14 protein-coding genes are annotated in these 13,546 nt (G+C 58.4%); 2 read left to right on the plus strand and 12 right to left on the minus strand.

Annotated features, from left to right (window positions below; all coding sequences use genetic code 11):
* Positions 1–637 precede the first annotated feature (637 nt).
* Positions 638–886, minus strand: coding sequence for an HGGxSTG domain-containing protein (locus AC1DWF_RS24990; RefSeq protein ID WP_476785188.1), 249 nt, complete (start codon positions 884–886; stop codon positions 638–640).
* Between the two features lie 485 nt (positions 887–1,371).
* Positions 1,372–1,767, minus strand: a complete 396-nt coding sequence (locus AC1DWF_RS24995) for a hypothetical protein (RefSeq protein ID WP_476785189.1) — start codon at positions 1,765–1,767, stop codon at positions 1,372–1,374.
* Between the two features lie 734 nt (positions 1,768–2,501).
* Here AC1DWF_RS24995 and AC1DWF_RS25000 point away from each other — a divergent pair.
* Both AC1DWF_RS25000 and AC1DWF_RS25005 read left to right on the plus strand, forming a co-directional pair.
* Complete coding sequence (locus AC1DWF_RS25000) at positions 2,502–2,795, plus strand: hypothetical protein (protein ID WP_476785190.1); 294 nt, start codon at positions 2,502–2,504, stop codon at positions 2,793–2,795.
* A gap of 155 nt (positions 2,796–2,950) precedes the next feature.
* Complete coding sequence (locus AC1DWF_RS25005; RefSeq protein WP_476842163.1) at positions 2,951–3,121, plus strand: hypothetical protein; 171 nt, start codon at positions 2,951–2,953, stop codon at positions 3,119–3,121.
* Between the two features lie 146 nt (positions 3,122–3,267).
* Here the strand turns inward: AC1DWF_RS25005 and AC1DWF_RS25010 are convergent, their stop codons facing one another.
* The 10 genes from AC1DWF_RS25010 to AC1DWF_RS25055 all read right to left on the minus strand — a co-directional run.
* Positions 3,268–4,182, minus strand: a complete 915-nt coding sequence (locus AC1DWF_RS25010) for an SMP-30/gluconolactonase/LRE family protein (protein WP_476788569.1) — start codon at positions 4,180–4,182, stop codon at positions 3,268–3,270.
* 43 nt (positions 4,183–4,225) lie between these two features.
* Positions 4,226–4,735 (minus strand): gluconokinase, encoded by a 510-nt coding sequence (locus AC1DWF_RS25015; protein WP_476842166.1) that lies wholly within the window; start codon positions 4,733–4,735, stop codon positions 4,226–4,228.
* 37 nt (positions 4,736–4,772) lie between these two features.
* Positions 4,773–5,759 carry an ABC transporter permease gene (locus AC1DWF_RS25020; protein ID WP_476785191.1) on the minus strand — a complete coding sequence of 329 codons (987 nt, stop codon included), beginning with the start codon at positions 5,757–5,759 and terminating at the stop codon, positions 4,773–4,775.
* Entirely contained in the window at positions 5,756–6,736 is a 981-nt protein-coding gene (locus AC1DWF_RS25025; RefSeq protein WP_476788568.1) for an ABC transporter permease, read from the minus strand. Before AC1DWF_RS25025 ends, AC1DWF_RS25020 begins: the two co-directional genes overlap by 4 nt.
* Positions 6,733–8,280, minus strand: a complete 1,548-nt coding sequence (locus AC1DWF_RS25030; protein ID WP_476783832.1) for a sugar ABC transporter ATP-binding protein — start codon at positions 8,278–8,280, stop codon at positions 6,733–6,735. The genes AC1DWF_RS25025 and AC1DWF_RS25030 overlap by 4 nt, the downstream gene beginning before the upstream one ends.
* A gap of 79 nt (positions 8,281–8,359) precedes the next feature.
* Positions 8,360–9,487, minus strand: coding sequence for a sugar ABC transporter substrate-binding protein (locus AC1DWF_RS25035; RefSeq protein ID WP_476788567.1), 1,128 nt, complete (start codon positions 9,485–9,487; stop codon positions 8,360–8,362).
* A 233-nt stretch (positions 9,488–9,720) separates the two neighbouring features.
* Complete coding sequence (gene gntR / locus AC1DWF_RS25040; RefSeq protein ID WP_476783839.1) at positions 9,721–10,743, minus strand: HTH-type transcriptional regulator GntR; 1,023 nt, start codon at positions 10,741–10,743, stop codon at positions 9,721–9,723.
* A gap of 329 nt (positions 10,744–11,072) precedes the next feature.
* Positions 11,073–12,020, minus strand: coding sequence for a substrate-binding domain-containing protein (locus AC1DWF_RS25045; protein ID WP_476783834.1), 948 nt, complete (start codon positions 12,018–12,020; stop codon positions 11,073–11,075).
* A gap of 67 nt (positions 12,021–12,087) precedes the next feature.
* Positions 12,088–13,095 carry an ABC transporter permease gene (locus AC1DWF_RS25050; protein WP_476842164.1) on the minus strand — a complete coding sequence of 336 codons (1,008 nt, stop codon included), beginning with the start codon at positions 13,093–13,095 and terminating at the stop codon, positions 12,088–12,090.
* A gap of 3 nt (positions 13,096–13,098) precedes the next feature.
* The coding region (locus AC1DWF_RS25055; RefSeq protein WP_476842165.1) for an ATP-binding cassette domain-containing protein at positions 13,099–13,546 on the minus strand (448 nt) is incomplete at its 5' end.

The following is a 13,546-nucleotide window of genomic DNA, read 5'->3' on the forward strand; positions in this document are numbered from 1 at the left end:
CTTTGGGGGGATGGACGGGCACGCGCCATGAGGCGCGGCGGCTTGATAGCCGCCGCTCTACCGCCGTTTTCAGCATCGCCAGACAGCCCGGTTTGTTGAAATCGCGGACCCGGTACCTTTAGGCGCAATGATGAAAACCATTCACGTTGTCGCCCTGGCCGGCGCAATTGGCCTTATCGCGGTGCTTCTGATCTCTCCTGCAAGTCTCCCGCATCGCCCCCAACCAATCGCCAACCGTCGTTTCGGCCATATCCGCACGCTGAGAGGCGTTCGCGGTTTTGGAGTGCGGATACCGCATGGACGACAAACGCCCGCTGGTGAGTCGCTGTGTGAATGTCGGGCCATTATTTTAGCTTCGCGAGCATTTGGTTTGCTAACGCCTAGCAGTTGCAGACCGAGCATCAGCCTTTCACGCCCGTCAAACGCTGTCATCACGCCTACATGGCAATCTATCGTCCACAGGGTTAGAGGCCAGGTTGAAAACCGACACTTCGTATCCCTGCGAAGTAACAAAGGAGGCTTACATGACTAGGATAATTCTTGCATGGATAGCTGCCCTCACAACCGTCACATTGGTTCACGCTGGCGGCATTTCGGGACCCCCTGTTTGTTCAACGGCCACCGATGTCTGGTCAATCTACCCCGGGGCGAGGCTCATGGGGTCTTTGTCGGTCCCCCGGCTAGCCTGCCAGCGTGCCCGTTGGGACTCTGCAATGGGCGCCTTGCCCTCGACCGATTTAGGGCTGCTCGACATTCCCCCATGGAACTTGCACCCCTTCTTGCCCACGACTGGCCTAGCCCTGCACGGGTGCCCCTTCCGGGTCTTGGCCCCGCAATGGTGATGGGACTCGTCGGCTGTCGGAAGCCCTAAAACGGCGTTCCCCACCTTCGGCGGGAAGGAGCGTCAATAGTCAAATCTTGCGATAGTGGAGCCCCTAGGGCTTTGGCATTCCTCCCTTTTCAAGGGAGTACTGCGCATGAAGCCTATTACGTGCATCCTGGCCGGAGATGACACGACAAGCTGGAAGCTGGTCTCTAATATGGACAGACGGCATGTCTATGTCGGCACAGGGCGTCCACCTTACAAGCGGCTGTCCATTGATGAACTTCTGCGATGGAGCGGCCAAACACTTTGCAGATTCAGGCCCGCGACAAGCTGAAGTCGATGATGTTGGATGCCATTTGCAACAACTAGGCGCGAAAGTACTAAAAGCCCCGCCGTAGCGGGGGCGTGTCAATGTCCTGCCTATCCCAGTACCGTTGGACGCTGGCAACTGTGAAGAGAAAAAACCCCGCCACTCATAGGATGGTGACGGGGCTCTTGATTGGTCAGGTACATGCCGCAGTCAGGCAGCGTCATCAATACAATAATTACCCGAAACTATCACCGCTCCCCGACCTGACGATGCCTCTGCACGTGGAGATCGTGGTCCAGTAAGCAGCGGCGCCAAATGTCACTCTCACTTTGTATTTGACCATGTCGTATTCACTGTCTGCTTCAAATGCCAGTTTGTAGTCGGGGTAACGAATCTGCCAAACGCCGTCGCTGGCGTTCCTATTCTCAAATTCTTTGGGGTATCGTGCGGCTAGCCCCCTCCCGAATGTAGGGTCCAAAACCAGGGCTTGTATTTCAAACTCTGTCAGGTCGATATCGCAGATTCTCCATAGTTGATGCGTTTGCCAAATACCAACGCCCCAACTGAAAAATGCGAGCCCGACAACAGCGACAAGAAGTAACAGGATCGCTTTATCTTGTTTGGTCTTCATTTGATGCTACGGATACTCAAGGTGGCGGACGGCCTGTGAGCCATGCAACCATACTGTCGATTGTCCGGTCGCACATGTTCTTGATATCGTAGGCAACTGCTGGAGCAAACTTATTTTCCGAGACACCGATGCTCCTTCCTAGGTCTTGGCCAACAATGGTTATGGTGGAGGCCGACCTGTGATGGCATACCAAGCTGCAGCGGCGCTGGCCCGCCAAGGAGGCGCGGACGTTCGGCGTAAGTGGAGGCCGCCGCAAAACGGAAATGACCTATGAAGACGCCTTCATCATAGGAGTTGTGGCGGCCTGCGTAGGTGTCGCATTGGTCGCCTACACCCTAATATTTGGGATCTGAGAGTGGCCCGATGATAGCGAGCGGCCTCCATGGCACGCCTCGTGTAGGCTCAGAACGTTGTCATTTTCTCGTTTTTGGAGGAGTGCGGGCGCTCAGAATGGAACCGGGGCGCGTCCTATGGAGTTCTGCGCGCCAAGGAGGCGCGGACACTGGCCTATGGAGAAAGCCACCCTGTCCGCGGCAAGCCAATGACCATCGAAGACACTGTTTTCATTGTAGCTCTAGTCGCCGTGGCCAGTGCTATATTGTGGTTGGTTGGCCTCTAGCAAGGAACCAAATGAACTGGGCCGACTGGTTTGTTGTCGCCGTAGCATTTGGCACGGCGAGCGCTATTCTCTCGCAGCTTGGGTTTTAGAGTTCCGCCCCGGCATGCGAGGGGCAATGACGCTGCAACGCGGTGATGAGTTCGAGGCGATCGCCAAGCTAATCGAGGAAGCGGGGCACCCGTTTCCGGTTACGCACATAAGGCGGCTTATTTTGCGCGCAACCGCTCGAACCCCTGCCAGCAAGGAACTGGCCACATGCATCGAAGTGCTGAACAAAACCCTTGGCGCCATAGCCGAGGTCATCGAGGAGATCGGAGACGGCCACAATGAAACGCGTCACGATGCGCTTGCCTATTTGTGGGCGCTGAAGCGGATGTGCCAGAAACCCAGTTCAAGAACCGTCATGTGATGACACCGTTGTTGAAGCGACGAGCTTGCTGAAAGGTGCCAAATTGGCGGTCCAGGGGGTACATAAGGTAAATCCAACGAGCCGGGAGGGGTCAATGGATTGGTTTCTTCTTGCTGCGGTCTTCAGCGCTTCCAGCGCGGTCATCTGGGCGATGAGTGCGTGAGGTCTACGCTGGCCAGTTCGCATCATCCGTGAATTCGGCAAGTATCGGCGTCATTGCCTGCGGCGGCGACAAGGATCTGCTGCCATTCAAGGCCGGTAATCTGACCCGGGCCGGTAGCCGTTACCGCAGTGATCAAAGTCGATATATCACCAAGCGCCACTAGTGCGCTTGCGAAGGTGGAGACCTCGTCCCAACCCTTCATATCCGCTTCCGTGGTGTCGATACGATGGAAGCCGCGCGCGTCGCCGAAGTCACAATCGAAGCCAAGCTCAAGTCGGCGTTCGCGTTCAGGAAGCTCAACTCCACAGRCTAGTAGGTCGGATGTCCATTCACCATGAGCCGAACGCGGTAGAGGGACGTCGTGCCAGCAATATAAAGACAGTTGAGTTTTGCTCCGCCAAAGACACAATTGGCCGTCGGTTCGGGAACCTTGATCTTGCCGACCAGGGTCCCGTCGGGGTCATAGCAATGGATGCCGTCATGGGCCGCAACCCATATGCGACCGGCTGTGTCGAGCCGGAATCCATCGAACAGTCCGGCGGTACATTCAGCGAAGACACGCCCTCCGGTCACACCTCCTTTTGCGCTGACGTCGAACACGCGCATATGTGCAGGATACTGACTGCCGTGCGTGCGGCCGGTGTCGACCACGTAAAGCCTGCTTTCATCGATCGAGAAGGCGAGCCCATTCGGCTTCACCATGTCAGCGACGACCGCCTCGACCTCGCCAGAACCCGGATCCACCCGATAAACCTGGGATGAGCCGATCTCGCTTTCGGCCTTGTTGCCTTCGTAGTCGGAATCGATGCCGTATGTCGGATCGGAAAACCATATCGAGTCGTCAGACCGTACTACCACGTCATTGGGTGAGTTAAGGCGCTTGCCGCGCCAGGCATTGGCGATGACGGTGACCGATCCGTCGAACTCAGTACGAGTCACACGCCTGCCGCCATGCTCGCAGGTTACAAGTCTGCCCTGGCGGTCGACGGTATTGCCATTGGAATTCCCCGATGGCTGGCGAAATGTACTGACCCGCCCGTCCGTTTCGTCGAAACGCAACATCCGGTCGTTGGGAATGTCTGACCAGACAAGGTAACGTCCGGCGGCAAACCATGCCGGGCCCTCGGCCCAGAGACAGCCGGTGAACAGTTTTTCTACCCGCGAGTGGAGATTGACCAGCGGGGCAAAACGCAGGTCGAGGATTTCAAATGCAGCATCCGACATATCTGCTCCCAAACATGTTCTAGCCTGCAACGGCCGGTGCTCGTTATGGCTGCCGGCCACCATTCACGAAGTCTGTGGCTGCCCTAGCCAGCACATCGACAGGCAACAGCGCATCAAGGACAAGGGCTGCTTCATCGAAGTCCGGAGGCTCAAGATCAGCGAATTGACTGTCAACGAGGCTCTCGGGCATAAAATGGCCGGTGCGTTCCAAGACGCGACGACGAGCCGTAGCGGGATCGAGCATGAGATAAACGAAACGCAAGGTTGGGTTGTGGTTTCGGAGCTGATCGCGATAGCGGCGCTTGAGCGCCGAACACGCGGCAACGACATGCTTTCCCTCCACAACACGCGAGGCGATCTCACGACCGATCAAATCGAGCCATCCCTTCCGATCGGCATCCTTCAGTGGCTGGCCGTTTGCCATGCGCGTGATGTTTTTCGCAGGGTGCAGCATGTCGCCTTCGACGAAGCTGGCATGGAGTGCCTCGGCGATCGCCAATCCGACCACCGACTTGCCGCAGCCGCTTACGCCCATGACGACCAGCGGCCGCATGACACCATGTGTCTTTATGCCGGATTTGGTCAAGTGCTCACCCTTTTGATGGGGCCCGACCGTAAAGCAGCAGCATGGAGATGATGACGACCCCATAGATGATCTGCCGGCCGGCTTCTGGCATTTGAATGACCGAGAGGATGGACTGCAGCAGGGTGATCAGGATAACGCCCGCCACTGTCCCGAGGTACGATCCCTTTCCACCCAGTATCGAGGTACCACCCAGCACCACGGCGGCGATTGCGGGCAACAGATATGCGTCGCCCATGGCCTGCGCTGCCTTGGAGGCATAGCCCGCCAGCAGGACGCCACCGAGAGCGCTTAACCCGCCCGAAATTGCAAAGGCGATCAACACCACACGTCTGGTGTTTATGCCCGACAAGTAGGCCGCGCGCTCACGGTTGCCGATCCCGTAGACAGCACGTCCAAAGCCCGTCTTCGTCAACATGAACACCATGCCTGCCCCGACCAGGGCCCAGATGACGACAGCGTTTGGTATTCCCGGGACCAGCGCGCCGGTTGCGATGTAGCGCATCGCGTTGGTTGCTGAATCCCGTGGTGCAAAACCGCCCGTGTAGACCACCATCAGCCCTTGGGCGACGGCATTGGTGGCGAGCGTCACGATCATCGAGGGGATGCGCAGATATGCGACGCCAAAGCCGTTGAGCGTTCCGAACGCCATCCCGCAAAAAATGCCGAACGGAATTGCAAGGGCGGTCGCCACGGGCCCGTAGGCCGTTGCGGCACAGGCCATCATCGCGCCACCTGCCACGACCCAGGGTACGGAGAGATCTATCTGCCCGAGAAGAATGACAAGCATCATGCCAGTGGCAATCACGCCAAGGAAGGACGCGACCTTCAACTGCTGCAGCAGATACTCGCTTGAAAGGAAGCTCGGTGAATAGAGGCTCCCGATAACGATCAGCGCCAGGATACAGGCAAAGGCGGTCACGATTGCCGGATCGGCACGGCGGAGGAATTTCGGCATCCTGCTTGGCGTACGCATTGGCAAAGCTTCGCTCATCGAAACCACTCCAGCCGATTGCGTACCCTCAGAAGTCCGATCGAGCCAAAGCTGATAGCAGCCAGCAAGATCACTCCCTGAAACAGGGGTTGCCATAGAGCGTCCATATCAAAAACAAACATGAGGTCGCCGATGGTCCGGAAAGCAAACGCGCCAAAGATCACGCCGATGATGCTGCCCTTACCGCCATAGAGCGAGACGCCGCCGAGCACGACTGCTGCAATCGAAAAAAGCGTGTAAGTGCTAGCACTTGCCGTCGAAGCCTCGCCTGAATAGGTAAAAAAGGTCAAGAACAAGCCCCCCGTGCCGGCAAGCAGGCCCGAAAGGGCATAGGCAGCAAGTTTGCCACGACGGATTGGAACACCTGACATATAGGCGCTCTGCTCGGACGATCCGGCGGCATAGGCAGCGCGCCCGGTAACGGAACGGCTGAACGGCACCCAGACCAGAAGCACGATCGCCAAAAGAAACACCAGGCTCGTTGGCACAACGCCCAGCAACTTGCCGGTCATCGCATCAGCGAGTGTTTCGTTTACCGATCCTCCAGGCAAGGGGCGCAACATCAAGGCAATGCCGAAATAGATCGCGCCGGTTCCGATGGTGGCGACGATCGGTTGCAACCTTCCAAACAGGACGATCAGGCCATTTAGGGTTCCGCAAAGCAGACCGACTGACAGCACCAACACTATGCCCAGGGCTGTTTCCAGGGGCGTTCCCTGCACAAGCCAGGACGCCAGGCAATTGGTCAATACGAAGATCGATCCGATAGAAAGGTCTATTCCAGCAGTGATCACGACCAAGGCCTGAGCCATGGCGACCAGCGCCAGAAGTGTGGCCTTGTTCGATGCCGTCTGCGCAACGTTGGGTGTGAGCCCTGCAGGGTGGTTRGCTATGTAGATCGCAAACATGAACAGGAAGATGCCGAGTGCGATCAGCGTTCCCTTCTGTTCCGCAAACCAGTAACGCCAATCCCTCATGATGGGATCCCCCCGATCCGAGCATGTCTCATCTCGTGATCAACATTGAGCGCGCTGGCAACCAGCGCATGCTCGTTGAGCTCGGCGCCTGCGAATTCTTGCTTGATGGCGCCGTCGTAGAAGACAAGGACCCGATCGCAGCAGCCGATCAGCTCGTCATAATCGGTCGAATAATAAAGGATCGCCGCGCCCTGGTCGGCTAGACGACGCAGGAGTTGATAGATCTCCTGCTTAGTCCCCACATCGATGCCGCGTGTCGGATCGTTGAGCAGAATGATGCCGGGCTTGCGCATGAGCCACTTGGCGATAACGACTTTCTGCTGGTTGCCGCCTGAGAGCGCGCTAACCGGGCCATCGAGCCCGTCAGTTTTGACGGCAAGCATTTTCAGCATGTCATCATTGGCTTCATGCTCGGCTTGCTTGTTTATGATCCCGTATGCGGAGAGCATGTCGAGTGCCGCGAAGGAAAGGTTGTCCCGCACCGACATCGGCAGCATCAGGCCCTCGGTCTTGCGATCCTCGGGGATCAGCGCCATTCCCACAGACTGGGCCTTCGCGGCCGAAGGGCTGTTGATGGCTACGCGCCGGCCTTCGACGAGGATGTCGCCGGCAACGCCGCGCAAGACGCCGAAAATGGCCAACAGAAGTTCCCGCTGCCCCTGTCCGTCCAAGCCGCCCAGCCCAACGATTTCACCGGGCCGCACAGCCAGAGAGATGTTTTTCAGGCGGTTGTCCCAGGACAAGTTGCGACACTCCAGCACTGGACGCAAGTCAATCGGAACGGCAGGCGGCTTGTGCGGGAAGACATGACTGTAGTGTCGCCCGATCATCATCTCGACGACTTCGTTCTCCGACTTTGTCCCGGCCTCATATGTCGCGACGTTGCGCCCGTTCCTGAAAACGGTGCAAGTGTCCGCAAGCTCCGTGATCTCGTTCATACGGTGCGATATGAACAGCAGCGCCATTCCTTCGTTGCGCAAGCGCCGCAGTACCGCAAACACCTTTTCCACATCCGCGGCCGTCAGCGCGGACGTTGCCTCATCCAGGATGAGAATTTTCGGGTTGCGCGCGAGCGCCTTGGCTATTTCCACCAACTGGCGCCGCGACAGTGGCAGGTCTCCAACCAATGCAGCCGGGTGGATGTCTTTTGCGCCCGCCCTTGCCAGCGCATCCATGGCGATCAGGCGTTGTTTTCGGCGATCGATCAGACCGAAACGTTTCGGCGGATTGGTTATCACGATGTTGTCGGCGACGCTAAGATCGGGAATGAGCGAAAGTTCCTGGAAGATACAGGCTACGCCCTGCCCGCCTGCGGCCGCAGGCGACGCAAACGACATCTCCTCGCCATTCATCAGCATCCTTCCCTCGTCAGGCATCACGACGCCGGCCATGATCTTGATGAGGGTCGATTTGCCGGCGCCGTTTTCTCCGAGGATGGCGTGGATACGTCCTGCCTCGACGGTTAGGTCGGCTTTGTCCAGTGCCTGGACACCGCCATAGCGCTTGGAAACCTGCTCCAGCTGGAAGAGCGGAGTGCTGTCCAACCAAACCTCCTGTTGCGAATTGACGGCGCAAGGCTGCCGCGGGTCTTGCCCGCGGCAGAGAAGTGAGGCAGTTCCAGTTCTACTGGTTTTCCTTGGACTGGCCGAGTATCTCGATAGCGGAAATGTCGATGCCGCAAGTCGGGAAAGAATTGCCGACAAAGAAGTTGTCCGACTGGTCGGGATAGAAGTCCTGCCCCTCCTTGAGGTTGGGATCCTCGACGATGGCCAGTGGCAATTTGATCGACTGGGGAACCACATTGCCTTCCAGGGCGGTAAGCGCGGTCTTGATGGCGACCGCCACCTGGGCCGGACCAGAACCTGCCGACGAGCACTTCAGCCCCTCGCCGCTGAACTTTGCGCAGAACTTGCGAAAGCCGTTCTCAGTCTCGCCGCCAAACGGCACAAATGCATGTTTGGTGTCTATCATTGCCTGGACAATGCCGGTATCGCCACCCTGGCCGGTAATGCCGTCGAACGGTCCGCTGGCGACGATGGCATCCGCCGTCACCTTCTGCGCGACTGCGTCGTCCCACTTGCCGACAACCTCAACGACATCCCACTTCTTGCCGGTTGCAGCGAACGTCTCCTGAATGCCCTCGTGGCGGGCTCCGTCGACAGGATGGCCGGCGACGCCACGCACCTCGAGGATCTTGCCGCCTTCGGGTAGGTGCTTGACCAGCCAGTTGGCCCAGAGGATGCCAAGACCCTTCTGGTCGACATTGACGTTGATGAGGTCTTCGGAATCGTCGACCGTGCCGTCGAAGGCAACCACCACAACGCCAGCCGCCTTTGCCCTCTTCAGAGCCGGAATGAGCGCAGCCGCGTTCTGGGCGTTGACGATGATGGCGTCGTAACCGGAATCAATGAAGTTATCCACGGCCGAGATCTGCGCTGGTACGTCTTCCCCAGTCGACACGACCTTGAACTCCTTGAGTTTGGCGGCGACCTCTGGTTGTGCCGCGTAGGCCTTGGCCGACTGGATCATCTGGATGCGCCATGTGTTGGCGATATAGCCATTGGCGAGCGCTATCCGATACGGCCCCGTCTTGGCTGGATATTTGTAGAACTTTGTATCTGCATTCCATGGCGCGAAACATTTCGCGTCGGCCGCCGGACCGGACACCACCTCAGGGTCGGCAATCGCCGTCGATCCCATCATAAGAAACGCGCTGGCCGCGATCATGCCAGCCGCAAGCGACTTCAACATGTCAATCCTCCCATTTCGTTTCATGATACTGAGGATCGATCCACATGCGGCCAGATTGGCGGCACGATTTCTCCTTCGCAGCATCGACCTGCGGCAGGTGAATATCGGGACAACATCCTCCGTATTGCACACCAAGGCCATTTCCTCCCGGCTTTTGGCGCAATAGTCGATGGTAGCGCTACCATACCCGAATGTAAAGGTGACCCGCTTCCAGATGCCGTCAATTCTGGAGGTTACCTGCGGCTGGTGCTTTCCCGGATTTTCAATTCGAATCCGACATCAACGACAGGTTCAAGCTGAGGCGTTCCCGCGATTGCCGCGCGGACCATGGCAACCGCGCGCCTGCCGATCTCGTAGCGATAGGTACGCACGCTTGTCAGCGACGGAAAGGCCACTTCCATCATGTCGAGATCATTGAAGCCCGCTATTCCAATCCTGCCAGGCACTGCCAGGGCAGAGCGGTTGCATTCGAACAACGCGCCCAAGGCCAGGTCGTCATTGTTGCAGAATACCGCGTCAAGGTCCGGCGCCTTGGCAAGTGCATGACGCAACAACTCGCGTCCGAGCGAGACGCTGGATGGTGTCGGCGTTGTCGTCACCAGGCGCGGGTCGTAGATGCCCACCTCTTCAACCACGGCGCGATAACCGGCCATGCGCCGCTGCGACCGGGGATCCATGCGCGCACCAATGAAACCGATCCTCCGGTATCCCATCTCGACAAGGTGACGGGTGACGGCTCGCCCGCCTTCGAAATGCGAGAAGCCGATCATCATGTCGATCGGGTCGGTTCCGGTTTCCATGATCTGAACAACGGGACAGCCTGCCTTTTGCAGCATAGCCCGGGCTGCCGGTGTCTGGTCGATACCGGAGACGACGAGGGCCGATGGGCGTTGGCTCAGGAAAACGCGAAGCAAGCGTTCTTCTTCAATGCCCGAATAGTGGGTGTTGCCGAGGTGAAGCTGCAGATGGCTATCGCCCAGACCGTCATAAAGACCGCGCACGACCTCGGCGAAGACATTGTTTGTCAGCGACGGCACCAAAACAGCGACAATGTCGTCCCGCGCCGAGGCGAGTGCGCGGGCGTTGCGATCGGGAACATACCCAAGTTCATCGATCGCCGCAGCAATTTGGTTGCGAAGGTCTTCGGACACTCGGTCAGGCTCTCTCAGGGCGCGCGAAACCGTAATCGCTCCAACACCTGCTCGTTGCGCGACATCCGCAATCGTCGGCTTGCCGCCGCCACGTCTTCTCCGCACCCGCGTATCCTTGCTCTCGTCCAAAGCGGCAGGATCCCTTCCACCACTATCCACATCATCATGCAACGAAGCTGTGTTGCTTGAGAAGCCGGCGGCCAAAAGCTGAATTGTGAAGCCCTCCAAGCCCTGATCGAGTGACGTGAGGTTGTGACCCTTTGTCCGAACGCTCGGCCAACTCGCGCGCGGGGCCACCGTGTCGATGCGGCTCGCCTGGGGGGGGGGAACTCAATTCAATGGTGAAACCCCAGCCCTAGACCAAGATCAATGGGTAAAAGCAAACGGGGAGGCTGAGCCTCCCCGTCGCACAAGTCATATCCTGACACGTTAAGTTAGAATGGAGAATCTGGGAAGTAGTAGTTGGCGGCGTTGTCCTTGGTCACGAGCGTGGCATCCAGGATGTACGTGCCGTGAACCGGAACCTGGTCGAAAAGCTGTGCTGCCGTCAGTTCCATCGCGGTGCCAACCATTGCCGGCGGATAGAGAACGTCGACCGGGACCATCTTGTCGCCGTCCATGACTTTCTTGACCATGTCCTTCGAGCCGGCGCCGCCGACGACATACTGGATGTCTGTGCGCTTGGCCTGTTCGATAGCTTCGAGAATGCCGACGACCATATCGTCGTCTTGCGCCCAGACCACGTCGATCTTCGGATACTTGGTCAAGTAGTCCTGCATGACCTTGAAGGCGTCGTCGCGGTTCCAGTTGCCGAACTGCCGGTCAAGAATTTTGACGCCCGAGCCGGCGATGCCCTTGTCAAAACCATCCTGGCGCTGCTGGTCGATCGGGATCGGCAGGCCGCGCACGATAACGACTTCAGCGTTCGGTGTGGTGGCGGCAATGTACTTGCCGGCGACTTCGCCGAGCGCCGGGTTGTTGCCGGCGACGTAGAGGTCGCGGACCGAGTCGTCATTGGTGGAGGGCGCCCGGTCGACGAGGGCGACGAACTTGCCTTTAGCCTTGACTTCCTTGATCGCGCTAACCAGCGGATCGGGATCCGTTGGGAGGATAACGAGCGCGTCGATACCCTGCGTTTCGAGGTCCTGCACGGCGTTGGCCTGCGACGACGGATCGGGCGAAGTTTTCACCACAACGTTCAGGTTCGGATATTCCTCCATCAGCTTTTTGGCGACTCGTTCGGCGTGGTACACCACGCCGGCGGTCCAGCCATGGTCGGCGGCCGGTATCGAGACGCCAATGGTCTTCTTATCTTGCGCCAGGGCTGTGCCCATGGTCGCAGCGAGCGCAACGGCTGCCAGTCCCAGTAGAATTTTACGCATTCATCTCTCTCCCAAAGTTACAGGTCTGTCTTGAACCGACCGGGCGACCCGCAGTCCCGATTTTCCTTCACGATTTTCGCATCAGCGAACGCTGCACCAACATGGCGATAATGACGATTGCTCCCTGGATCGCGCCGAGCAGGTACTCACTGACATAGGTTGTCAGGAGCATAATGTTGCCGATGATTTCCAGAATGAAGGCGCCAGCCACTGTTCCCCAGACGCGCCCGACGCCGCCGCGCAAAGCGGTGCCACCGACCACGACGGCCGTGATTGCATTCAGTTCCCACATCGTGCCTGTCGTGGCCGTGGTGGAAGAAAGGCGCGGAATATAGATCAGGCAAGCTCCCGCCACGCATAGCCCCTGGATCACATAGGTCATGGTGCGCACGCGCGCGACCGAGATGCCCGAATAGCGCGCGACGTCTTCATTGGAACCGACGGCGATCACATGGCGGCCAAATGAGGTGCGATAAAGGATGAATGCTGCGATCGCCGCCGTGATGAAGATTGCTAGCACAGGGTAAGGAATGCCGAAAAGATTGCCGAAGTAAACGGGACGATAGACCGCCTGCACGTCAGGATCGCGCAGCGTGATTGCGCCGCCTTGCGAAAGCCAGGTGGTGAGGCCGCGATAAATTCCCATCATGCCGAGCGTGGCGATGAAGGGTTCGATCTTGCCCAAGGTTATTACCAGTCCGTTGGTCAGCCCACAGGCCATGCCGATTGCCAGCATCAGCGCCATAGCCGCCAGAACCATCATCAACGGATCGGTGACACCGCCCGCATTCATGAACATGATGGCGAGAGAGGCGACAAAGGCGGTCATCGCGCCGACAGAGAGATCAAGCCCACCGGCGGTGRTGACGAAGGTCGCGCCAATCGCGATGATTGCGATATATGCCGATCGCGTCATGACGTTCAACAGATTGTTGGCCGTCAGGAAATTGTCATGGGCAAACGAGCCCAGCACCAGTAGCAGCCCCAGCGCGACGAAGGGCGCCACCGCACGCAGGTCGATATCTTGCCAGAAGCTGCGCTTTTGCGGGTTGGCGGTAGTCGTCGTTTCAGTCATATCTCAGGCCGCCTCAGAAGTTTTCACGCCCGTCGCAAGCACGACGATTTCTCGCTCGTTCATATATTCGCCGCTCACCTCACCGGCGATCACGCCCTCGCGCATCACAACGATGCGGTCAGAGACGCCGATCAGTTCGGGCATTTCGGAAGAGACGACGATCACCGACTTACCCTGCTGTGCGAGGTCGGCGACGAACTTGTAGATCTGCTCCTTGGTGCCGATGTCGATGCCGCGCGTCGGCTCGTCGATGATGACGATGTCGGGCTTCAGTATCATCATCTTGGCGATGAACAGCTTCTGCTGGTTGCCGCCGGAAAGCTGGCCGGCCAGCAGGTCCTTGTTGCGGGTACGAATGTCGACTTCGGTGATCGCCTGACCGAGTGCGGTGCGTTCGGCCTTGCGGTCAAGGATCAGGCCGCGCACAAAATTCTTCAGGCCAGCAAGCGTC

Source organism: Aminobacter sp. P4_D5 (genome assembly GCF_056401815.1).